Annotated in this window: 20 protein-coding genes; 9 read left to right on the top strand and 11 right to left on the bottom strand. The window is 68.4% G+C overall.

Features of this window, described 5'->3' with window-relative positions; translation table 11 throughout:
• The first annotated feature begins 50 nt into the window (after positions 1-50).
• Positions 51-1,763, top strand: coding sequence for an LCP family protein (locus ACIRRA_RS21185; RefSeq protein ID WP_402770862.1), 1,713 nt, complete (start codon positions 51-53; stop codon positions 1,761-1,763).
• A gap of 66 nt (positions 1,764-1,829) precedes the next feature.
• Here ACIRRA_RS21185 and ACIRRA_RS21190 read toward each other — a convergent pair whose 3' ends face one another.
• Positions 1,830-2,708 (bottom strand): RNA polymerase sigma-70 factor, encoded by an 879-nt coding sequence (locus ACIRRA_RS21190; protein ID WP_402770864.1) that lies wholly within the window; start codon positions 2,706-2,708, stop codon positions 1,830-1,832.
• A gap of 147 nt (positions 2,709-2,855) precedes the next feature.
• Between ACIRRA_RS21190 and ACIRRA_RS21195 the strand changes: the two genes are divergently transcribed.
• The 5 genes from ACIRRA_RS21195 (at position 2,856) to ACIRRA_RS21215 (ending at position 8,418) form a co-directional block, all read left to right on the top strand.
• On the top strand, positions 2,856-3,347 hold the full coding sequence (locus ACIRRA_RS21195) for a nitroreductase/quinone reductase family protein (RefSeq protein WP_402770548.1): 492 nt from the start codon (positions 2,856-2,858) through the stop codon (positions 3,345-3,347).
• A 506-nt stretch (positions 3,348-3,853) separates the two neighbouring features.
• Complete coding sequence (locus ACIRRA_RS21200; protein WP_402770867.1) at positions 3,854-4,594, top strand: dienelactone hydrolase family protein; 741 nt, start codon at positions 3,854-3,856, stop codon at positions 4,592-4,594.
• A 165-nt stretch (positions 4,595-4,759) separates the two neighbouring features.
• Positions 4,760-6,322: an FAD-dependent monooxygenase gene (locus tag ACIRRA_RS21205; protein WP_402770551.1), complete on the top strand. Its 1,563-nt coding sequence runs from the start codon at positions 4,760-4,762 to the stop codon at positions 6,320-6,322.
• A gap of 120 nt (positions 6,323-6,442) precedes the next feature.
• Positions 6,443-7,318: an alpha/beta fold hydrolase gene (locus ACIRRA_RS21210; protein ID WP_402770554.1), complete on the top strand. Its 876-nt coding sequence runs from the start codon at positions 6,443-6,445 to the stop codon at positions 7,316-7,318.
• A gap of 2 nt (positions 7,319-7,320) precedes the next feature.
• Complete coding sequence (locus ACIRRA_RS21215) at positions 7,321-8,418, top strand: GlxA family transcriptional regulator (protein WP_402770557.1); 1,098 nt, start codon at positions 7,321-7,323, stop codon at positions 8,416-8,418.
• Positions 8,419-8,473: 55 nt separating this feature from the next.
• Here the strand turns inward: ACIRRA_RS21215 and ACIRRA_RS21220 are convergent, their stop codons facing one another.
• The 4 genes from ACIRRA_RS21220 to ACIRRA_RS21235 all read right to left on the bottom strand — a co-directional run bounded on the left by ACIRRA_RS21220 (position 8,474) and on the right by ACIRRA_RS21235 (position 12,207).
• Positions 8,474-9,955: an amino acid deaminase gene (locus ACIRRA_RS21220; protein ID WP_402770560.1), complete on the bottom strand. Its 1,482-nt coding sequence runs from the start codon at positions 9,953-9,955 to the stop codon at positions 8,474-8,476.
• Positions 9,956-10,054: 99 nt separating this feature from the next.
• Complete coding sequence (locus ACIRRA_RS21225) at positions 10,055-10,483, bottom strand: hypothetical protein (protein WP_402770563.1); 429 nt, start codon at positions 10,481-10,483, stop codon at positions 10,055-10,057.
• A 127-nt stretch (positions 10,484-10,610) separates the two neighbouring features.
• Positions 10,611-11,675: a hypothetical protein gene (locus tag ACIRRA_RS21230; RefSeq protein WP_402770564.1), complete on the bottom strand. Its 1,065-nt coding sequence runs from the start codon at positions 11,673-11,675 to the stop codon at positions 10,611-10,613.
• Between the two features lie 22 nt (positions 11,676-11,697).
• Positions 11,698-12,207, bottom strand: coding sequence for a PspA/IM30 family protein (locus ACIRRA_RS21235; RefSeq protein WP_402770567.1), 510 nt, complete (start codon positions 12,205-12,207; stop codon positions 11,698-11,700).
• 321 nt (positions 12,208-12,528) lie between these two features.
• Between ACIRRA_RS21235 and rho the strand changes: the two genes are divergently transcribed.
• Complete coding sequence (rho, locus tag ACIRRA_RS21240) at positions 12,529-13,701, top strand: transcription termination factor Rho (RefSeq protein WP_402770570.1); 1,173 nt, start codon at positions 12,529-12,531, stop codon at positions 13,699-13,701.
• Here the strand turns inward: rho and ACIRRA_RS21245 are convergent.
• Positions 13,688-14,473, bottom strand: coding sequence for an alpha/beta hydrolase (locus ACIRRA_RS21245; protein ID WP_402770573.1), 786 nt, complete (start codon positions 14,471-14,473; stop codon positions 13,688-13,690). The two genes, rho and ACIRRA_RS21245, sit on opposite strands and share 14 nt — an antisense overlap.
• 567 nt (positions 14,474-15,040) lie before the next feature.
• On the opposite strand from ACIRRA_RS21245, the gene ACIRRA_RS21250 reads away from it, so the two are divergent.
• Positions 15,041-15,643 carry a hypothetical protein gene (locus tag ACIRRA_RS21250; RefSeq protein WP_402770575.1) on the top strand — a complete coding sequence of 201 codons (603 nt, stop codon included), beginning with the start codon at positions 15,041-15,043 and terminating at the stop codon, positions 15,641-15,643.
• A gap of 48 nt (positions 15,644-15,691) precedes the next feature.
• Here ACIRRA_RS21250 and pheT read toward each other — a convergent pair whose 3' ends face one another.
• The 3 genes from pheT to ACIRRA_RS21265 form a co-directional block, all read right to left on the bottom strand.
• On the bottom strand, positions 15,692-18,214 hold the full coding sequence (gene pheT, locus ACIRRA_RS21255; protein ID WP_402770578.1) for a phenylalanine--tRNA ligase subunit beta: 2,523 nt from the start codon (positions 18,212-18,214) through the stop codon (positions 15,692-15,694).
• A 32-nt stretch (positions 18,215-18,246) separates the two neighbouring features.
• Entirely contained in the window at positions 18,247-19,305 is a 1,059-nt protein-coding gene (gene pheS, locus ACIRRA_RS21260; RefSeq protein ID WP_402770580.1) for a phenylalanine--tRNA ligase subunit alpha, read from the bottom strand.
• A gap of 113 nt (positions 19,306-19,418) precedes the next feature.
• Positions 19,419-20,228, bottom strand: a complete 810-nt coding sequence (locus ACIRRA_RS21265; protein WP_402770583.1) for a potassium channel family protein — start codon at positions 20,226-20,228, stop codon at positions 19,419-19,421.
• Between the two features lie 119 nt (positions 20,229-20,347).
• On the opposite strand from ACIRRA_RS21265, the gene lipB reads away from it, so the two are divergent.
• Positions 20,348-21,019: a lipoyl(octanoyl) transferase LipB gene (gene lipB, locus ACIRRA_RS21270; RefSeq protein WP_402770585.1), complete on the top strand. Its 672-nt coding sequence runs from the start codon at positions 20,348-20,350 to the stop codon at positions 21,017-21,019.
• A 98-nt stretch (positions 21,020-21,117) separates the two neighbouring features.
• Here lipB and ACIRRA_RS21275 read toward each other — a convergent pair whose 3' ends face one another.
• Positions 21,118-21,642 (bottom strand): hypothetical protein, encoded by a 525-nt coding sequence (locus ACIRRA_RS21275; protein ID WP_402770588.1) that lies wholly within the window; start codon positions 21,640-21,642, stop codon positions 21,118-21,120.
• Between the two features lie 27 nt (positions 21,643-21,669).
• Positions 21,670-23,124, bottom strand: coding sequence for an MFS transporter (locus tag ACIRRA_RS21280; RefSeq protein WP_402770591.1), 1,455 nt, complete (start codon positions 23,122-23,124; stop codon positions 21,670-21,672).
• Positions 23,125-23,207 lie beyond the last annotated feature (83 nt).

A 23,207-nucleotide genomic window follows, 5' to 3' on the forward strand; every position in this document is an offset into this window, starting at 1 on the left:
TGGGCGGAAATCTGACAGAGAGCGCCGCTTACGGCACACTCGACAGCGCCATGTACGACGACGCCACCCAACCGCTGCCGGTCGTCGGCCCCCAGCCGGGCCGCACCCGCCGGGCACCGGAGACGCCAAACCCGACTCCCCGCCGTTCGCGGCGTGCCGAGGCGGACTCCACCAGCCGGCGCGCGGACAAGCGGCGCGCCGATGGCAAGCGCGATCGCAGCGGCGGCAAGCCGGAGCGCACCGCTGCCCAGCGCGAGCGCGACAAACGCCTGCGCCTCGCCGGACGCGGCATCACGGCCCTGGTGGCCGCGGGTGTGATCGGTGTAACAGGTCTGGTCTGGTACGGCCGCAACGACTTCGATTCCGGCTTCGTCCGCTCGGGCGCGATCGCGCCGGAGGACGTCAACCTCGACGGCGACATCAATATGCTGCTGATCGGCCTGGACACCCGGAAAGACCTGAACGGCAACGATCTACCCAAGGAGATCCTGGACCAGCTACACGCCGGTGACGGCTCGGAGGGCGGCTACAACGCCAATTCGCTGATCCTGGTGCACATTCCGAAGGATCTGAAGCACATCATCGCGTTCTCCATCCCGCGCGACGACTACGTTCCGGTACAGGGCATTCCGGGCTACGACCACGCCAAGATCAAGGAGTCCTACGGGCTCAAGAAGTACACGGTCGAGGAGAAGCTCAAGGCGAAGGGCGTGCCCGACGGGCCCGATCTGGAGCGTCAGGGCCGGGAAGCGGGCCGCGCCAGCATCGTTCAGACTGTGAAAGCGCTCACAGGCGTACCCATCAACCGGTTCGCGGAGATCTCCCTGGCCGGCTTCTACGACCTCGCGACCGCGCTCGGCGGCGTCGACGTGTGCCTCAATCACGCCGTGGACGACAGTTACTACTCCGGCGCGCAGTTCCCCGCCGGTCCCCAGCACCTGGACGGCTCGGACGCGCTGGCGTTCGTGCGGCAGCGGCACGGGCTGGAGAACGGCGACCTCGACCGCACCCACCGGCAGCAGGCGTTCCTGACCTCGGTGGCCAATTCCATGAAGAGCTCGGGCACGCTGGCCAACCCGGGCCGGCTCAAGGCGCTGATGGATGTGGCGCACAAGGACGTGGTGCTGTCGGATGGCTGGAGCCTCACCGATTTCGCCACCACACTGGGCCGCGCGGAGAACCCGACGGTGGAGTTCCGCACGCTGCCGGTGCTGCGCTACGACACGGTCGACGGCCAGGACGTGAACGTCATCGATCCGGTGGCCATCAAGAAGACGGTGCGCGAGGCGTTCGGCGTCTCCACCCCGGCCGCGCCGAGCGCCCCCGCCACCACGCCCACCTCGACGCTGGACGTGGTCAATGCCAGCGGCACGCCCGGCCAGGCCGCCAACGTGTCGAAGTTGCTGACCGCCAAGGGATTCCCGGCCGGTGACGTGGCCAACGCCACCTCCGCCGACGGCACCACCTCGACCGTCTACTACGGCACCGGCGCGGACACCGACGCCAAGCAGTTGTCGGAGATGTTCGGTGGCATCCCGGTGAGCCCGTCCACCGAGGTGTCCAGCGGGCACGTGAAGCTGGTCGTCGGCGCCGACCTCGAGATTCCGGCGTCGCTGGACCCGACCGCCGCCACCACCAGCCCGACCACCACCGCGGGCGGCTCCTCGACCAGCGCCGCGGCCACCGACACCACCACGGACGCACCCGATTCCGGCAAGCCCGTCACCACCCAGATCGGTTCGAAGATCCCCTGCGTGAACTGATCCACCCGCGGCCGGTCGCTGAAATCCCCAGTCACACAACGGTTCAGCGGCCGCCGAGTACCCGGGTCACCGTTCCAGGGCGCGGGTCCGTTCGGCGGTCCCCAGCTTGTCCGGGTTGCGGATGGCGTACAGCCCGGTGATGCGGTCGCCGGAGCTCTCGATCAGCTCGACGGTGTCGAGGCGTCCGTCGGCGGTGCGCAGCAGCAGGGCCGGCAGCGCGTTGTAGGTGCCGACCTCGACGGTCATGTCCGCCATGGCTTTCCGGCTCAGCCCGATCAGATAGTGGGCGACACGTTCCGCGCCGACCACCGGGCGGCGCGCCGCGCTCACCTTGCCGCCGCCATCGGCGATCTGGACGACATCGGGGGCCAGCACATCCATGAGGGTCTGCAGGTCACCGGTTTGCGTGGCCCGCAGGAACCGGTCGATCACCTCGCGGCTGGTCTTGGAGTCGGGTTCGAAGCGCTTGCGCCGGGACCGCACGTGCGCGCGGGCCCGATGCGCGATCTGGCGCACGGTGGCATCGGATTTGCCGACCATGCCGGCGATATCGGCGAAGCTGTGGCCGAACACCTCCGACAGCACGAACACCGCGCGTTCGGTGGGCCCGAGGGTCTCGAGCACCAGCAGCATGGCCATCGACACCGATTCGGCCAGCAGCACATCGTGACTGGCGTCGGATTCGGTGCGAATGGGCTCGGGCAGCCAGCTGCCGACGTAGTCCTCACGGCGGCGGCGCACGGTCCGCAGGTGGTTGAGCGCCTGCCGGGTGACGATGGTGGTGAGATAGGCGCGCGGATGCTCGATCCGCGCCGGATCGGTCTCGCGCCAGCGAAGATAGCTGTCCTGCAACACATCCTCGGCGTCGGCGGCGCTGCCGAGCAGCTCGTAGGCGATGGTGAACAGCAGCGGCCGCAGCCGATCGAACGCGTCCACCCCGCTCATCGGTCCGGTGTCAGCGCCGATGCTCATATCCGAAGCCTAATCACGAGCCGGGCGAACAGGCGACAATCCTTCAGGAGCCACTACGTCAACTCACTGGACAACATGTACATTGAGCCGCGTACGACCGCCGACCCGAAGGGACATCCAATGCCCGGCACCGATTCCGGCCCGCTGACCCTGGCGGGTCGCTTCAACTACTACTCCAGCACCCATCTCGGCGCGGTAGCCCGCTTCTACGCCCGCCTGCACCGCCGCCTCTTCGACCGTTTCGGCGGCACCCGCTTCGCCACCCTCTTCGGCCACCCGGTCCTCGAATTGACCGTCCCCGGCCGCAAATCCGGCCAGCCCCGCCCGGTGATGCTCATGCTGGTCCGCTCCGGCGACACCCTCCTGGTCTGCGGCTCCAACGGCGGCAACCCCGGCACCCCCAACTGGTGGAAAAACCTCCTCGCCGCCGACCACGCCGACGTCCGCATCGGCCGCGAAACGTTCCCCGTCACGACCCGCGTGGTCACCGACGACACCGAATACGCCACCCACTGGCAAACGCTCACCGCCGCCTACCCCCACTTCACCACCTACCGAGCCCTGAGCCCCCGCCACTTCCCCATCGCCGTCCTCACCCGCGCCGACGCGTGAACCACGCGGCGATCACCGGCATGCCGATCCGAAAGGCCGATGGCTGCCAGCCACGCCCCTGTGCTCCACGCGCAACTCCCGGACCGCTACGCCCATCTCGAAATCCTCGCCTCCACTGTCGATTTCCGCGGTCGCCTCCTGCCCTCTCACCGCCCTGCCACAGCTTTCGCCACCGGGCTCCACACATGCCACGAATTACCATGCGACCGTTGCCATCTGCGACGCCGACCGTATCCGGATCAACTATTTCGACGAGGCACGATTCCGAGCCCCCGATGCGAACGGCACTTGCTCGCTGCGCACAGCAGACCTCTTGATGCGTCGCTTGCGGCCTCCGGTCCAGGTTGGTACCGTGCCGTGGACCGTGACATCACGAAGGAGGTGAGACCCATGAATGACGTATCGAGGTGGGTGCTCCCCATCGTGGTCGCGGTTGGGCGTACGAAGTAGCTGTCGCCGGGAGCGCCTGTGTTGCAAGGCATTCCGAGAGGCAGAACATCATGCACCTGAACTTCACCGCGGAGACGTCGGAAAACGGCGTCCGTGAACGCGATTTCCTCCTGGGCGAGATCACCGGCGTACTGTGGTCGCCCGAATCCGTGTCCGAGAACGCACCCCTGATCCTGCTGGGTCACAGTGGCGGCGTGCACAAGCGCGCCCCGAACCTCGTGACGACGGCGCGTCACTTCGTGACCGAATCCGGTTACCGGGTGGCCGCCATCGACGCCCCGGGGCACGGCGACCGGCCGCGCAACGAGGAGGACCAGCGGTGGGCCGACGCGCTGCACGCGGCGCGGGCCGCAGGGGAACCGATGGACTCGATCATCGCCGAGTTCAATATGTCCCTGGCCGAGCGGGCCGTGCCGGAGTGGCAGGCCACCCTGGACGCGCTGCAGGCGCTGCCGGAGATCGGCCCGGACGCTCCGGTCGGCTACGGCGGCATCACCCTGGGCACCGTCATCGGCATGATGCTGGTGGCCGCAGAGCCCCGCATCCGGGCCGCGAGCTTCAACAGCGTCTTCGTGTTCGACGCGCTGTTCGAGGCCGCACGCAAGATCACCATCCCCCTCACCCTCCAGGTCGCCTGGAACGATGAGGAAATCGACCGGAGGCCCAGCTTCGACCTGTTCGAGGCGTTCGCGTCGGAGGAAAAGACGCTGCTGGTGAATCCGGGCCGGCACAATCAGATGGCCAGGACCCAGCCCGATTTCGCGGCGGCGTTCATGCGCCACCATTTGGGCCGGTAGCCGAAAGAAAGAGAGTCCATCCGGCAACGGATGACCATCGACAAAGGGAAGCGGTGATCCACTTCCCTTTTCAAGGTATATCGCACCCCCGGGCTTGCGGCAAGACCCCCGGTATACCGCAGAATCGCTGACCGTAGCCGGAATCCATGGAATGGAGTAGCGCGAGTGCGTGTGACGAATGCCGACGTGATCATTGCGGGCGCGGGCCCGACGGGTCTGATGCTGGCCGCCGAACTGCTGGCGGCCGGAGTGCGGCCGGTGGTCCTTGAGCGGCAGCCGCAGCTGCGGACCGTGCCGAAGGCCAATGGTTTCAGCGGGCAGATCCTGCAATTGCTGAGCTATCGAGGCGTGCTGGACCGGTTCGAATCGGCCGGCGCGGCGGTCGCCGCCCCCACGGCGGCCTTCCCGTTCGGCGGACTGCATGTGGACCTGAGCCCGCTGCCGGATCCGCCGCTGCGCGCGCTGCACCTTGCGCAGCCGCGACTCGAGCAGCTGCTCGACGAGCTGGTGCGCGAGCGCGGTGGCGAGGTGCGGCGCGGGCACACCGTGACCGGGATCGATCAGGACGGCGCCGGGGTCACCGTGGCGGTGTCGGGCCCGGACGGTCCGTATCAGCTGACCGCCCACTATGTCGTGGGCTGCGACGGTGCGCGCAGCAAGGTCCGCGAGCTGGCGGGAATCCCCTTCCCCGGCATCACCTATCCGGAGGTCAACCGCCTGGGTCAGGTCGCCGTGGCGGCCGGGGTGACCGTGCTGGACAACGGCGATCTCGACGTCGCCGGCCACGGTGTCGTCCCCGCCGGTTTCACCCGCACAGATCGGGGCGTGTTCGCCGTCGGCTCGCTCGCCAACGGCCTGCTCATGGTGCAGACCACCGAGGACACCGTCGCCGAGACCGATGACAACGAGCCGATGACCCTGGAGGAGCTGGGCGACAGCATCCGCCGCGTGCTGGGCGTCGACCTGCCGCTGGGTGAGCCGATCCGGTTGTCCCGCTACCAGTTCCAGGCACGGCAGGCCGAAAGCTTCCGTGCCGGACGGATTCTGGTGGCCGGCGATGCCGCGCACACGTTCCCGGCCACGGGTGTGGGCCTCAACGCGGGCATGCTCGACGCGGTGAATCTGGCCTGGAAGCTGGCCGCCGACATCGAAGGCCGGGCCTCGGACGGGCTGCTGGACAGCTACCATGCGGAGCGTTCCTTCGCGGCGGCCCGCACCATGGTGCACACCCAGGCGCAGGCGGCGCTGCGGCGCGGCGACGATCCGGCGGCCGAGGCACTGCGGACGCTCTTCCAGGAACTGCTCACCGACGCACCGGCCCTGCGGCGGCTCGGGGCCATGATCGCGGGCGCCGACATCCGCTATCCGATGCCGAATCCCAATGGCCATCCGCTGACCGGAGCCTTCCTCTCCGATCTGCGCCTGCACACCGGCGTCGCCCAGTCCCTGCACGACGCCCGCCCCGTGCTGCTCGATCTCGCCGACCGCGCGGACCTGCGCGAGATCGCCGAGCAGTGGGGCGACCGCGTCGACATCCGGACCGCCACCACCGTCGACCGCTCCGCCGATGCCGTCCTGATCCGCCCGGACGCCCACATCGCCTGGGCCGCAACGGTCGGCGAATCCTCCACCACCGCCGAACCCGGGTTGCGGGACGCGCTGACCACCTGGTTCGGCGTACCGACGCGGGCGACCGTGTCGAGCGCGGGAAACACGGTCAGCGACTGACCAGATCAGCCACACCGCTGATCCGTCCGGCCCGAGCCCTCGGCCCGGATCGATTTCCGGCGTTCAATTCCGGCATGCCGCAAACGCGGCCGGAACGAAATCGCTTGGAAGGACCGGGAAATGACCGAGTTCGTAACGCTCGAGCACGGGCGGATCGCGTGTGACGTGGCCGGCGACGGACCGCTGGTGGTGCTGTCGCACGGCATGGGGACCTGGCGGCAGGAGTTCCGGCACCTGGTCGGGCCGCTGGTCGCGGCCGGATACCGGGTGGTGAACGCCGATATGCGCGGACACGGCGAATCCAGCCTGGACTGGCCCTCGGTGACCGGGAAGGAAGCCATCAGCCGCACCGACGTGGCCCACGACCTGCTGGGTGTCATCCGGCATTTCGGGGGACCCGCGGTCATCATCGGGCATTCGCTGTCGGGCGGCTCGGCGACCATCGCGGCGGCGGAAGCCCCCGAATTGGTGAGCGCCATCGTCGAAGTCGACCCGTTCACCCTCACCCAGCAGCTGCATGTCGGCACGATGATCACCAGCCGCCGTTACCGTCGCGGCATGTTGCGCCTGTTCGCCACGCAGGGGCTGAAGTCCTTCACCTGGTGGTTCCGTTACCTCGACATCGCTTACCCGACCAAGCCCGCCGATCAGGTCAGCTACCTCGACGGACTGCGGACCGTCCTGCGGCAGCCCGGACGCTGGGCGGAATTCATGAAGACCGGTGCGACCACTCCGGCCGACGCCCACGCCCGAATCGCCGATATTCGTTGCCCCGCACTGGTGCTCATGGGCGCCGAGGATCCGGACTTCGCCGACCCGAGGGCAGAGGCCGAAGCGGTCGTGGCTGCCATGCCGCCCGGACTCGGCCGGGTCGCCATGGTGGCGGGCGCAGGCCACTACCCGCACGCGCAGTGCGCCGACCGGGTGGCCGAACTGGTCATCCCGTTCCTCGACCGGCACGCCGCCCGCCCCACGCCCGAATCGGTCAGCCACTGACCATGGCAGCCGATCCCGGCGACTGCGATGATGTCGGGATGCCCGCGCCTCGCACCATCGTTTTCGTTGTCTACCAGGGCATGCAGCTGTCCGAGCTGGCCGGGCCGCTGGATGTGTTCGCGCTGCTCAACGGCGTCCGCGAAAGGCCGCCCGCGCTACTGCCGCCGGTTCTGCAGGAGCATCCCATCGGTTCGGCGGATTCGGACGACGCGGCCCTGCCCTACCGCCTGCTGACCGCCTCGCCCGGGGGCCGCCCGATCACCGCGGACGGCGGCCTCACCCTCTCGGTGGAGCATTCGCTGCACGATATCGCCGCCGGCGACGACTTCGACACCCTGATCGTCGTGGGCGGCATGGCCTCCGGGCCGGCCGGGGCGGAGGTGGTGCGGGAGCTGCCCGCCCTGGCCCGCAAGGCGCGGCGGGTGACCTCGGTGTGTGCGGGCGCGCTACTGCTGGCCGCGGCCGGGTTGCTCGACGGCTACCGGGCCACCACCCACTGGGCCTCGACCGACCTGATGGCCCAGCGTTATCCGCGGGTCACCGTCGAACCGGATCGGATCTACGTCCGCGACCGCAATCGCTGGACGTCGGCGGGCATGTCGGCGGGTGTCGATCTGGCCCTGGCACTGGTCGAGGACGACTACGGCCGCGAGGTCGCCGCCATGATCGCGCGGCTGTACGTGGTGTTCACCCGGCGTCCCGGCGGGCAGACCCAGTTCAGCGCGCAGCTGCGCACCCAGCCCGCGCGCACGCCCGCCATCCGCGCGGTGCAGCAGTGGCTGCCCGATCACCTCGACGCGAACCTCGGGGTGGCCGAGCTGGCCCGCCGCGCGGGCATGAGCGAACGCAACTTCGCCCGGGCCTTCCGCCTCGAAACCGGCAGTACGCCTGCGGCTTTCGTGGAGGATCTGCGCGTCGAGGCGGCCCGCCGCCTGCTGGAGTCCACCGAGTTGACCATCGGTGCGATCGCCCGCCAGGTCGGCTACCGCCACGGCGAGACCCTGCATCGGGTGTTCGGCCGCCGCCTGGCCACCACGCCCGAACGCTATCGGCAGCATTTCGCCACCGGCGCGGCTCAATTGGCGGGGACCAGCGAGTAGATCGACCAGGGGCGTTGCGGCAGTTCGAATTCGAGGAGCGGCTGCGACATCCCGCTCAGAAATACGTGTGCAGGAAGTCGACGATCCGCGGCCGCTCGGCGTCGGCGTCATCGATCACCGGGATGAGACGCCACTTGTCGAACGCGGTGCAGGGATGCGAAAGCCCCAGTCGCACCACACTTCCCACCGGCACCTCGTCATCCGAGGCACCCGGCAGCCGCAGGAAGGCGTGCTGATCGTTCAAGGCCGAAACATGCGCGCCGGCAGGCAGCGAAGTGGTCGCAACCGCCGAGAGCCCGCTGTTCGCCGGTCCCGCCATTCGCTGTGGAACTGGCAATCCCAGATCGAACGGAACATCGCGCCTCCCGGCATCGAGCAGCGCGAGCTCCGCTTCCGGGCGGGACACACATCGTGCCCATCCGTGCATGGCCGACCGCAGCGGATGCTCCGCGCGCCCCGAGGCCAATGGTGAAATTCCGGAGTAGAACCCGTCATCGTGCACGAGATACGCGCCGGACCGCAGCACTACCACTGTCGGAACCCCGTGCGCGCCATCCTCATCCGCCAGTCCGGCCAGTCGCTCCACGACGAGGTCCGGATATGCGCTGCCGCCGGCGGTCACGATCGCACGACGGCGGGCCCGATCAGTGCGGGAATTCGATCCATACCGGCCGGAACCGGCGGGCGCGGACGAATCGGCCGCGGAATCCGCCGCCGGCGGCGAGGCTTCCTCCGCGCGGCCGACCGCGGACTGGAATACGAACTCGTCATATCGGCCTGCGGCCATGAGCTCCTGATGCAGGATCGCGAGCTCGTCCAGGTAGTGCCGCACGGCCGCGATGGCTTCCGGGGTGCGGTCATGGGCGAGTGCGGCCTCGTAACCGCCGACCCCTGCGAGTCGCAGGCGCCGTGACTTGTGGACCGCGTCGGCAACGGCGTGGGCGGCGGCCAGACCGCGGGCGCCGGTACGGCCGTGCGGGCCACCGAGTTCCACGACGACGTTCAGCTGGACGCCATCGGGCGCGGACTCGAGATGGCGCTCCATCTCCCGGACCGTACCGACGCCGTCGACCCAGCTGTAGAGCTCGAAATCAGGGTCACACGCGATTTCCGTTGCCGCCCAGTGCAACCCGATCGGATCCACCAGGGTATTGGCCAGCACGATGCGGTCGAGGCCGAACGACCGCCCGACCTGGGCCTGCCAGCCGGTGGCGAGGGTGATACCCCAGGAGCCGGTCTCGAGCTGTTCGGCCCAGAGCTGGGGCGACATGGAGGTCTTGCCGTGCGGGGCGAGCCGGACGCCGGCGGCGCGCGCCCAGTCGGCCATGACGGCCCGGTTCGTGTCCAGCGCGGAGCGGTCCATGGTGAGCACCGGCGTCTGCAAGTCGTCCAGGTGCGGATTCGTGGCCAGGTATTCGCGGACGGTCAGCCCCCAGGCGGCCGGGGGCAGCGACTTGTGCCGCGGGCCCAGGACAGCGTCGCCACCGGCGAGGACGCTGTCACTGAGGGCTGCGGGGACTCCCTTGTCGAGGGCCACGACGCTCCTTTCGGTCGAAGCAACCTTGCATTGCTCGAGTCGAAGCAATCATGCATGGCCCGATCCGCGACGCGTGCACCCGCTCGCGGGCTCGAGGCCCTACTCGATGCCGATGTGCTGGTGGTCGGTGCGGATGCGGCCGTCCTCGTCCAGCGCGAGAATGTCCGTCCCGCCACCGACCACGGTGCCATCGGTGGTCACCATCGACCAGGCGAAGGCGATGACCTGCTTCAACAGCACCGTCGCTTCCCCACGCTGGACGAAGCGATGTTCGCCGGCTGCCACGAACATCTCGTAGGCCCGCTCCACGCGCCGTTCCAGCGCATGATGCCCCCGCACCTCGAGCGACGGGATCGGAAAGTTCAAGCGAGTGGCGGCATCTCGCATATCCTCCGGCGGATCGACGAGGATCTGCGCGCCGTCCTCTGCCCACAGTTCGCGAACGAGTTTGCGGCGCGGCTCCGGGTCGGGCTCGTTCCACATGGCCAGGTAACGGTCGGCGAGTTCGTTGATGTCGATGTTCGTCATGGGATCGAGTCTGCGCGGGTGCGATGCGCTGCGCGATTCCCTCCAGGGAATGAGCGGGTTCTCCCGTGAGGGAATGAAACAGGGCCGCACGCGGTTTCAGCGTGCGGCCCTGTTCGCAGGTCTCGGGTCAGTTCCCGGCGAGCACCGCGAGCACAGGTTCGGACAGGAAGAACGGCTCCAGCCGCTCGCGAATCAGCTTGGCCAGCACGCCGTTCCGCTTGGCGGCCTCCACCACGGCCGGGCCGTAGCGCAGGATCTCCTCGGCGACGACCGCCTCGGACAGTCCCAGCTCCGGCAGCATGGCCGCCAGGGTGTGATCGCCGTACTTCTCGAAGAACACCTCGACGCCCTGGTCCACCAGCACGCCGACGTACTCCTTGTTGCGGGTGGTCAGCGCGATCCGGTAGATGATCAGCGCCAGCTCGTACAGGTCCTGCTGGGACAGGTACTCGCGCAGCCCGCTGACCGGCTCGCCGGCGTGCAGGTCCCAGAATTCCATGGCCGCGTCGTGCACCGGGGCGTCGCGCAGCATTTCGCGAATGGCATTGTTGGTCCGCTTGAGCGCGAATTGCGCGCCCTTGCCCGCCATTTCGCCGATGAAGGTGCCGCCGGCCTTCTCCGCCGCCTTGCGGGCGGTCTTGGCGGCATTGGTACCCATGGAGACCAGCGATCCGACGCCGGGAATCTTTCCGGCGATCTGCTTGTTGGTCTCCATGAAATCGTCGACCAGCTTGTCCACGAACTTGGCGGCGACGGTCGCGATGAGGGGACTCTCGGTCAGCCGTTCCAGGATGCGTTCCTGGGCCTGGTGCATGCCGAAGATCTTCTCCAGCAGCTGCTCGGCCGGCTCGCGCTCCACCACGTCACCGAGGGTGTAGTCGGTGTTCCCGGCAATGTTCTCGTACAGCGAGTTGGCCAGCGTGCCGACCATTTCACCCAGTACCGGGCTGCCGCCGATCAGATCGATGACATTGGCGACGGTCTGCTTGGCCTGATCGATCTCCACCACATCGCGGAAGATGATGGTGTCGGCGACACCGACCACGGCTTCCACGTCGCGGGCGATCACTTCGGCGAAGCGGTCACCGCTGACTTCGTCGACAATGAAGTCGACCTGCAGATCCAGGAGCTTCTCGGCGATTTCGCGTGGCGTCCGCGACGGCGTATCGGACTCGGTCAAGGTTCCACCCATCAATTGAAGATGGAACGCCTGATCACTCGGAATCGTTGCCGTGCACCGATTTTCGAATCTGTTCCAGACGTTCCCGCGCGGCCTTCGCCCGCGCATCCCACTGTTCCTCGACGCTACGGCCCACTGATGTCTGCCGATCGAGTTCGCCCATCCCCTGCGATGTCCCGTAGCGCTGCTCGACCTTATCGCGAACTGACTCGAAAGTAGGGACGCCGCCGGAGGTATACCCGCCGATCGACGGACCCGTTGGAATACCCGCAGGCGGTACCGGTATCCCGGTGACCACGGGACCCACTCCCACCTGCCCGGATGCGGGGACCGCCCCAGACTGCGGATAGCCTTCCACTGGCAGCGTGTCCGGAGTCACATCGATGACATCCGGCGCATGACCCAGGGTGGCCGCCAGTGACTGCGCCACCGCGTGCAGCGCGGCCAGCCCGGCCTTGCCGTCGGTGGCGGCCTCGACCACCGCCGCGAGTTCGGCGTCCGGCAGCTGCGCCAACAACGCCACGAGTTCCTCGGCATCGCTCATGGTTCCAGGCTACGCAGCGCGGGGCCGCGGGGGCCTTGCACAGTGCGCCGGCATCGGAACATTGCGCGGAATTCGGGGACGGCGTACGGTGAGGGCGTCGCAATCCCGTGGATGCAGGTCGACGCCAAGTCCCTCCCACGCGATTTCTTCCCTCCCCGAGCCGGTTATCCGGTGGCGCTGTAGCTCTCAGACGGAGCTGCACCGCCACTCGCGAGCCACTCGGATTCACCGGCGGTCGTCTACCGCCTTCGGCCGCATCCGGCCACACCAATCACTCACTCCCGGTGCACAAGTCACCCGATCCCCTCGAGGAGAATTCTCATGACCACCATCGATCCCACGCCGCGGGTCGCCCACACCGACGCGACCCAGGCCCTCGAACACATCGAAACCCTCACGCCCGCAACGGGAATCCTGGATATCCATGGCCAGAGCGGTGTGCTGCGCCGCAGCGGATACCTGCCCGGCCCCGACGACATCCACGTGCCCACCCGTTTGATCCGGAGCCACGGCCTGCGCCGCGGCGATGCCCTCACCGGCCTGGCGCAGTCGAATATCAAGAACGGCAAGCTCGCCCCCCTGGTGCGGGTCGACACCGTGAACGACCTCCCGGTCGCCGAGATCTCCCCGCGACCGCACTTCCAGGACCTGACCCCCATCCATCCCAATGAGCGGCTGCGACTCGAAACCGGGCCGCGCCAGCTCACCACCCGCGTCACCGACCTCATGATGCCGATCGGCAAGGGTCAGCGCGCCTTGATCGTGGCGCCGCCCAAGGCGGGCAAAACCTCTGTGCTGCAGGCGATCGCACACGGCGTCGCCGCCAACCACCCGGAGGCGCACCTGATGCTGGTGCTGGTCGGGGAACGCCCCGAGGAGGTCACCGACCTCTCGCGCGGGGTACCCGCCGAGGTGATCGCGGCGACCTTCGACCACTCCCCGGCCGAACAGACCGCCCTGGCCGAACTGGCCATCGAACGCGCCCAACGGCTCGCCGAACAGGGCCGCGACGTCGTCGTCCTGCTCGACTCCCTGACCCGGCTCGCCCGCGCCTACAATATGACCGGATCCGCCTCGGGCCGAATCCTTTCCGGCGGTGTGGATTCCATGGCGTTGACGCCGCCGAAGCGGTTCCTGGGCGCGGCCCGCAATATCGAACACGGCGGATCGCTGACCATCATCGCCACCGCACTCGTCGAAACCGGTTCACTCGCCGACACCGTCATCTTCGAGGAGTACAAGAGCACCGGCAATGCCGAGCTCAAACTCGACCGCGGACTGGCGAGCCGCCACGTCTTCCCGGCCGTGGACATCGCCAAGTCCAGCACCCGTCGCGACGAACTGCTGTTCGCCCCCGACGAGCGGCTGGCCGTGGACAGACTCCGCCGCACCCTGGCCGAGCTGGACGATCAGCGCGCCCTCGACCTGCTCCTCGACGGACTGCGCAAGACCGGCAGCAATGCTGAATTCCTCGCCAATATCATCCGGAAGTGAGGCGCTTGGGCGGTAGCACCCCGGCCGCCCAGGTCGCCACCGTCTCCGCCCAGCCCGGGAATCCGATGAGGTCGTTGTGCATACCGCCCGGATAGATCACCAGCTCTTTGGGCTCGGGCGCGGCGGCGTACAGGTCGCGGCCCATCCGTACGGGCAGGAGTTCGTCCGTGTCGCCGTGCATGATCATGACCGGGCAGGTCAGGGCGCGAATCCGCGGCAGGCTGGGATAGGCGTCGGGCACGAACAGCTTCGGCAGGAACGGATATACCGCGACCGCCGCGTCCCGCATGCCGGTGAAGGTCGACATGAGTAGCAGTGCGGCGGGCGGAAAGGCATTCGCGAGCTCGAGCATCACGCCGCCGCCGAGCGACTTTCCCAGATACACCAACCGGTTGGCGTCTACTCCCGGTTGCGCGAGCAGTGCCGCCCGCGCCGCCCGCACATCCAGATAAGTCCCGCGCTCATTCGCCTGGCCGGTGCTGCGCCCATACCCGCGATAATCGAAGACCATCACATCGAACCCGACCGCCGCGAGCATGGCCAGCATCGGCGACCGATCCCCGATATTCCCGCCGTTCCCGTGCGCGAACAAGATGTGCCCCAGCGGCTCCCCCACCGCCCGCACGAACCAGGCATCGATGGTCTCGCCGTCCGTCGTGCGCAGCGACAGCTCCTCGTAGGCGATGCCATACATCTCCGGAGTCGCCAGAATCCGCCGATCGCCCGGCTGATAGCTGAGCGCATTGAGGATGGGGGTCGCCGGATGCCACATGGTTCTTTCTTACCTCCCCGCCTCGCCGCCCGCCGAGAGACCTCACCCTCATGGCCCGATCCGACATATTCATCGCCGTCGATTCAGGGTGGGGTTCACGGGTGGCGTGATTCCCGGACCGTTCGTGTGCTGCTGGTGTGCGCAGGGCACGGGGAGGTGTGGTTACGTCGCCTGCCCTGCCGGGCTTGGGCTGACGCCGGGTTGGGAGCCGTCTCCCGCCGATCCCGCCCAGGGACTGCACGGATCACCTTTTACAGACACCCCCACCGCGAACTCACCGCTGATCCCCGAACCCCCAACACCCAACGCCCACAGTGATATTCCCGCTGACACCACAACCGGCACGGCCGTCGCCACCGCAACGAGGTCCTCGACCGTGACCGCCAATGCGACTGTGCTTCCGACCGCAACCACCACAGCGACCGCGACCGCCAGCGACGACTCGCTGCGGCTTAGGTGAGCGGGCTGGTAGGTGAAGGCGCGGACGTGAGCCCGGCCCCTCCCTTCTCCAGGCCTCCTTTGTCTTTTCAGTTTTCGTTCTGGGCCGAGGCGCATACCTTCGGTCTGGTGATCGACGATGCTGCGCTGCGTGCGATGAGTGCTGAACAACGCCGGGAAATCCGGCGGCGAATCACCGATATCGACGGGGTCGAACCCGGAATGACGTTGGAGCGCAGTCGATATCGGATCGGGCAGGTCGCCTACTCGGTCATCCCGCTGGCCATGGCCGCGTGGATTGCGCTGCTGGCCACTACATTGCCGGACCGATATCAGGCGGACCAGTGGCGCGTGACGTGGGTGGGGTTCGACATCGTTCTCACCGTGCTGCTGGTGGCCATGGGCTGGTCCGGCCTGCATCTGCGCCACATCCTGATTCCGCTCATGATCGTGATCGCCACGCTCCTCTGCTGCGACGCCTGGTTCGATCTGACCCTCTCGGCGGGGAGCGCGGAAGAGTGGGTGAGCATCCTGACCGCCGTCTGCGCGGAGATCCCGCTGGCCATCGCCATCTTTCTCCGTGCCCGAAAGATGATTCTGGCCACCGCCCGAGCCACCGCACGGGCACTTGGCAACCCTGACCCCACCGCGCTCTACCGCCTGCCCCTGCTGATCGAGGTCATCGACATCCCGGCGAGCAACACGACCGAGCCGAACCAACCGGAGAATTGACAACGGAGGCCCCGGGTTCGGAGCCTCCGTTGTGTTTGCCGGTTCGGGTCAGGCGCGGATGACCGCTCCTACCGCGGAGGACGCGGCGGCGACCGCCGCGTCGCGCGCGGCGCTGGCCTCGTCCTCGGTCAGGGTGCGGTCGATGGCGCGGAAGCGCAGCGCGTAGGTCAGGGACTTGCGGCCCTCACCGGCCTGCGCGCCCTCGTAGACATCGAAGAGCGAGATGTTCTCGAGCAGCTCTCCCGCGCCGGTGCGGAGGGCGTCCTCCACGGCGGCCGCGGACACGGCCTTGTCGACGCTGACCGACACGTCCTGCAGCACCGCGGGGAACGCGGAAACCACGGGGGTGGGCCGGATTTCGCGCAGCGGCAGCGCGTCGAGGTCGAGTTCCACAGCGCAGGTGCGCGGGGGCAGGCCCGAGCGCTCCAAGACAGCGGGGTGCAGTTCACCAGCATGGCCGACAACGACCCCGTCGACGACGAGCTCGGCGCAACGGCCGGGGTGCCACGGAAGATATTGCGCGGCACGACGTTCGATCACCAGGTCCGAAGCGTCGGCGATCGCGTCCACCAGGGCGAAGGCGTCGCTCGCCTCGACCGCACGACCCGCACCCCACGGGCCACGCGGCTCGCGGCGGCCGGTGAGCACGGCACCGATGTGGATCGGCTGCTCCGGCAGCGACTGCAGCAGCACGGCGATCTCGTCCTCGGTGGGACGGCGGTCGACGGGCAGCGGGCCCACCGGCACGGTCTGCTCGGTCGGCAGCGTGACCTGGCCGATGCCGTAGATGGCGAGGTCCCGCTCCCCGCGGGAGATATTGCGGGCGGCGATCTCCAGCAGCCCGGGCAGCAGCGTGGAGGACAGCTCGGCGCGCTCGACATCGAGCGGGTTGAGCACGCGCAGCGTCCTGCGGCGCGAGTCATCCGCGGCCAGGCCCCAGGTGTCGAAGACGCCGCCGGGCATGAAGACCGGTGCGGGCACCTCGACGCAGCCCTCGAATGCCAGCGCCTTGCTCACCGCGCGGCGGCGGCGCTGCTGGGCGGTGAGGCCGCGCCCGGCGGGGGCGGTGGGCAGCACCGACGGGATCTTGTCCAGACCCTCCAGGCGCAGCACCTCCTCCACCAGGTCGGCGGGCTGGGTGAGGTCGGGCCGCCAGCTCGGCGGGGTGACGACCAACTGCCCGTGCCCGGACTCGCTGACGCCGACCTCGATGGCGCAGCCCACCTGCTGCAGGCGGCGGGTGGCCGCGCCGGGGGCGTAGTGCACGCCCGCGGTGCGGTCGGCCAGGTCGATGTCCATGGCGATCGACTGCCGGGCCGGGGTGGGCACTCGCACGTCGGTCAGCACGGATTCGACTGTGCCACCGGCGATCTCGGCCAGCAGCGTGGCAGCGCGATCCAGGGCGGCCACGTTGACCTCGGGGTCCACGATCCGCTCGAACCGGCGGCTGGCCTCGGAACCGAGCTTGTGGCGGCGCGCGGTGCGGGCCACGGCCACGGGGTTCCAGGTAGCGGCCTCGAGCAGGATGTCGGTGGAGGTGCCGGATACCTCGGTGCTCGCGCCGCCCATGATGCCGGCGAGCGAGATGACGCCGCTGTCGTCGGCGATCACCACGTCCTCGGCGTCGAGGGTGCGCTCGGCCTCATCGAGGGTGCGCAGGGTTTCGCCCTTGTGCGCGCGGCGCACCACGAAACCGCCCTGCACCTTCGCGGCGTCGAAGGCGTGCAGCGGCTGCCCCAGCTCGAGCATCACGTAGTTGGTGACGTCGACCGCCGGCGAGATCGGGCGCACGCCCGACAGCAGCAGGCGACGCTGCAGCCACCACGGACTCACGGCCTTCGGGTCGATGCCGGTCACCCGGCGCACCGTGAAGCGCGTGCACAGCGACTCGGGCTCGAGCTTCACCGACCAGGCCTCGGCCTCGTCGTCCGGCAGCAGCCGCACGGCCGGGTCGCCGTATTCCAGGTCGAAACCGCAGGCCAGTTCACGCGCCAGGCCGCGCGCCGAGAAGGCGTAGCCGCGGTCGGGGGTGATGGCCAGCTCGATGACCGTATCGTTCAGGCCCAGCAGCTCATTGGCGTCCGCGCCGGGCTCGGCGGTGCCGGGCTCGAGCACCAGGATGCCGCTGTGGTCCTTCCCGATCCCCAGTTCGGCGACCGAGCAGATCATGCCATTGCTGGTGTGGCCGTAGGTCTTCCGCGACGCGATCTTGAAGCCACCGGGCAGCACGCCACCGGGCAGCACCACGATCACCAGGTCGCCGACGGCGAAATTCCGTGCGCCGCAGACGATCTCCTGCAGCTGTGTTGGATCGCCCGCAGACCCACCCCGGCCGACGTCGACCTTGCAGAAGCGGATCGGCTTCTTGAACTCGGTCAGCTCGGTGATCTCGGCGACCCGTCCGACCACCAGCGGGTGCTCGATGTCACCCTGCACCTGGTGCAGTTGGTCGACCTCTTCGACCTCCAGACCGACCCGGACGAACCCCGCGTCGAGCTCCTCCGGCGTCACCGACCACCCGGGGGTGGTCCGCTGCAGGATTTCCGTCAGCCAGGACTGAGCTACTCGCACTTGACGTTTCGCTTCCTCGTATCGGGGTCAGGTCAGGACTGGATGCCGAACGGCAGCGTGAAGCGCACATCGCCCTCGACGATGTCGCGCATATCCGGCAGGCCGTTGCGGAACTGCAGGGTCCGCTCCAGACCCATGCCGAACGCGAAACCGCTGTACACCTCGGGATCGATGCCGCTGGCGATGAGCACCTTCGGGTTCACCATGCCGCAGCCGCCCCACTCGACCCAGCCGGGGCCGCCCTTCTTGTCCTCGAACCACACGTCCACCTCGGCGGACGGCTCGGTGAAGGGGAAGAAGCTGGGCCGCATGCGCGTGGTGGTGTTCGGACCGAACAGGGCCCGCGCGAAGGAGTCCAGGGTGCCCTTGAGGTGGGCCATGGTCAGGCCCTTGTCGATGGCCAGACCCTCGATCTGCGAGAACACCGGGGTGTGGGTGGCGTCCAGCTCGTCGGTGCGGAAGGTCCGCCCCGGGCAGACCACGTAGATCGGCAGCTCACGAGACAGCATGGAGCGCACCTGAACCGGCGAGGTGTGCGTGCGCAGCACCTGCCGCGAACCCTCCGGCGCGATGTGGAAGGTGTCCTGCATGGTGCGGGCCGGGTGGTCCGGCAGGAAGTTGAGGGCGTCGAAGTTGAAGTGCTCGGTCTCGACCTCGGGACCCTCGGCGACCTCCCAGCCCACGGCCACGAACACGTCCGCGACCCGCTCGGACAGCACCGAGATCGGGTGCCGCGCGCCCTCGGCGTGCCGACCGGCGGGCAGGGTGACGTCGATGGTCTCGGCGACCAGGACCGCCGCGTCACGCTCGGCGAGCAGCTCGGCCTGGCGGGTCTCGTACGCCTGCGACACCCGGCCGCGCGCGACGTTGACGCGCTTGCCGGCGTCGGCCTTCTCCTCCTTGGGCAGCGTGCCCAGGGACCGCTGCGCCAGCGAGATCGGCGACTTGCCACCCATGTACTCGGTCTTGGCGACAGCCAGCTCGTCCAGGGTCGAGGCCGAGGCGAACGCCTTCTCAGCAGCTTCCGCGGCAGCGGAGAGCGACTCCTCGCTCAACGCAGCGGTCTGCTCGGCACTGTTGTCATCGGCCACGATGGTTCGTCACTCCCCAGGCTGGTTACGGGTCGGGCGGAAACTCTTTGTCAGCATCGGTACTGCGTACCCATTCTTGCTGGTCGCATCGTAATCCTTGTAATCAGGCCGCCTCACCCGGATTTTCCCAGCTCGCGGACCCCTTGCTGGCGTGGTGCACCCAGCTCGGCACGCAGCTCGGCGATTTCGGCCCGCAACGACCGCACCTCGCCGATCAACTCGTCGAGTTCGCGGTCGGCCCGTTCGACGCCCTCGTCCACCGTGCGCAGCCGGTCGATGACCCAGCTGGTGACGGTACCGATGGCGAAGGAGATCAAGCCGATTCCGACGGTCATCAGCACCACCGCGACCAGCCTGCCCTCGACCGTCACCGGGTAGAAGTCCCCGTAACCGACCGTGGTGACCGACACCACCGACCACCACGCCGCCTCGCCGAGACTGTGGATATTGCTCCCCGGGGCATCCCGTTCGGCGTCGAACACGGCGACGCTGCACAGCAATACGAGCAGCACCGAACTCACCCCGACGAACATCGTCAGCCGCACCCGCGCCTGGAACCGGGTGTGCCGGTCGACCGCGTCGATGATCAGCAGAGCCGCACGCAGCAGTCGCAGCGGGCGCAGCGGCGGCACCAGCACGATCGACAGGTCCAGCCAGTTGTTGCGCAGGAACCGCCTTCGATCGGTCGAAATGCGCAGGCGGAACAGGAAATCGGCGGAGAACAGCAGCCAGATCGCGATATCGACCCGGGTCAGCCAGGCATCCAGCGACGGGGTGCGGCCGTGGTCGAGCACCTGCCACACATAGGAGACCAGGAAGGCGACGGCCAGGACAGTGAAGGGCACGGTGGTCGCCCGCTCCCAGAGCACACGCCGACTCGGGTGGCGGACGAACATCACGACCGCGGTATCGGTCTCGGGCATGGGCTGACCATCTCGTGTCGGATCGACTGGACGTCGATGAAAAGCAGCATCGACACACAGCAGAATCGCATTGGCGCCCGCGCCCGGGCACGGCGGGCAGGGGTGGTACCAATGAATTCGTGAAGTCCCGGCCACTGACCCTCATCGACGACACCGACACCCTCATCGAGTACTCGACGGCAATGGACCGCATGCAGGAGATGTGGGAGGAGCGCGTCGCCGACCAGCGCCCCGACACCCTGTGGCTGCTGAGCCACGAACCCATCTTCACCGCCGGGGCCCGGACCCCCGAAGCCCACTTCCCCGCCCCCGAGACCGATATCCCGGTCTTCCTGACCCGTCGGGGCGGCCAGCTCACATATCACGGGCCCGGCCAGCTCGTGGGCTATCTCATCGTCAAACTGCGACCCGGCGAAGGCGTCGTCGACCTCATTCGCGACGTGGAGCACCGAATCGTCACGGCCCTGGCCGAGCTCGGCATTCCCGCCGAACGCCGGGACACCCCGCCGGGTTCCGAACTCCTGACCGGCGTCTGGACCCGCGATACCGGCCGCAAGATCACCTCCATCGGCATGCGCGTCGGCCGCAACGTCTCCACGCACGGCTTCGCTATCAACGTCATCGGTGACCTCACCCCCTGGAAGCTCGCGGTCGCCTGCGGCATGCCCGATGTCGACATGACCTCCGTCGAGCGGGAACTCCTCGGGCAACAGCCGCCGACGATGGACCGGGTGGTCGCCACCATCGCCGCCGCCTTCGAGGCCGCCGCCGCTCCGAGCCCGGCTCCGTAGCCGGCCCCGCGAGGCGGTGGACATCCCGAGTGTCCCCTGAATGCGTTGCGCCCCTTCCGGACCGGTCCGGAAGGGGCGCAACGCGGTTCGTGCCGGCGTTACTCTGGCGCACCAATTGCCGGAGACGCCGTTCGAGGGGCGGATCGGATCGTCGACACCGATCCGAGGGCGGCGAACAAGGCTACGCCGATGTAGACCAGTTGCTCGGGAATGCGGAACCACAGCGGTGTGGCCGCCTGACCATCGAAGGGGATGTTGTCCACTGCCGCATGGATGTTCGCGGGGAGCAGCAGGACGAACATCAGGGCCAGGGCCAGGCCCGCGAGGCGGCGGACCGGGACGAGGATCAGGCCGAGGGCGCCCAGGTATTCCAGGACGCCGGTGGCGTAGACGGTGAAATCGGGGAAGGGAACGAAGGACGGGACCATGGCGACCAGGTCGCTGTGGTGGGGCATGACCGTCACGGAGTCGGGGACGAAGTGGGCGGTGCCGGTCATGACGAGCATGAAGGCGAGGCCGTGGGCTGCGGACGCCTGCCAGGTGGCGAAGCGGGTAATGCCCAGCGCGCCCAGGAGGCGGAGGATCAGGGTGGGGATGGACAGCAGGAGCAGGGTCTCGTACATGAGGCACCTCTGTGGGGACGAACCCGGTCAGTGGACGAAAGTCGTTGTACCGGTGGATGATTCGGCGATCGCCTGTCGACTGGGCAGCAGCAACGCAACCAGTGCGCCGACCGCGACGATGGCCGCGCCCACCTTGATCGCGGGAATGAGGCCGTCCACGTATTCCTGCGGGCTCAGATACGAGCCGTGCGAGGCGAACACCGACGCCAGCACCGCGACACCCATGGCGACACCCACCTCACGGATGGTGTTATTGGCGCCGGAGGCCATGCCCCGATCGGCCGGGGCGGCGCTGGCCATGACGGCGGTGGCGGTGGGCGCGAAGGTCAGGCCCATGCCGATGCCGCCCAGCACGAAGGGCAGGACGAAAGAACCGTAGGAGACGTCGACGGTCGTGATCAGAGCCATCCACAGCAGCGCCGCCGACAGGAACACCTGACCGATGGCGATCAGCGGCCGCACACCCACCCGATCGACGATCAGCCCGGCGAGCGGAGCCACCACCATCGGGGCCATGGTCCACGGCAGCGTCCGGATACCGGACTGCAGCGGCGTGTAGCCCTGGACCACCTGGAAGTACTGGGCCAGCAGGAAGATCGAGCCGAAGACGCCGAGGGAGAAGGTGAAGAGCACGGTATTGACCGCGGTGAAGCTGCGCGAACGGAAAAGCCGCAGCGGCAGCATGGGATCGGCCGAGCGGTTCTCCCACAGCACGAACGCCGCCAGCAGCGCCGCGCCGCCGATCAGTCCGGTCAGCACCTTGGCCGAGGTCCACCCGTCGGCCGCGCCGTGGATCACGCCCCAGACCACCGCGAGCACGCCACCCGCCGAGAGCAGCAGGCCGATCGGGTCCAATTTCCGTGCGCCGCCGAAGGATTCGTTCAGGACACGGGCGGCGAGCGGAGCGGCGACGATGCCGATCGGAACGTTGATCCAGAAGATCCACTGCCAGCTGAGTCCGTCGACGACCGCGCCGCCGACCACGGGTCCGAGCGCCACGCCGAGCCCGGAGATGCCGCCCCAGATGCCGATGGCCGCGCTGCGCATCCTCTCCGGTACCGCCGCCGACAGCAGTGTCAGCGACAGCGGCATCACCGCCGCCCCGCCGAAGCCCTGCACCGCCCGTGAGGCGATGAGCATCCACGGCTCGGTGGCCAGCGCGCACGCCGCCGAGGCCGCCGTGAACAGCGCGATGCCCATGACGAACATCCGCCGGCGGCCGATCCGGTCACCGAGCGCGGCGGCGGTGAGCAGCAGCGACGCGAAGGACAGCGTGTAGGCGTTCACGAACCACTGCAGGTCGGTGAGCGACGCGTGCAGTTCGGTGCGGATGACCGGCAGCGCGTTGGTGACCACGAGATTGTCCAGCGTGACCATGAACATCGGGATGCCCACGGCCGCCAGGATCGCGCCCAGCGGCCGCTGGCGGGCGGCATCGACGACCTGGTCGGTGAGGGTCGAGGTTTCCAGTGCTTCAGCCATGACCAATCCTTGTTGTTATCGACTGATAACTAGAGAGTATGCATCGACTGATAACATGTCAATGGGACGCTGGATTCCCGATG

Source organism: Nocardia sp. NPDC101769 (assembly GCF_044766925.1).
In the GTDB taxonomy this organism is placed as follows: Bacteria; Actinomycetota; Actinomycetes; order Mycobacteriales; family Mycobacteriaceae; genus Nocardia.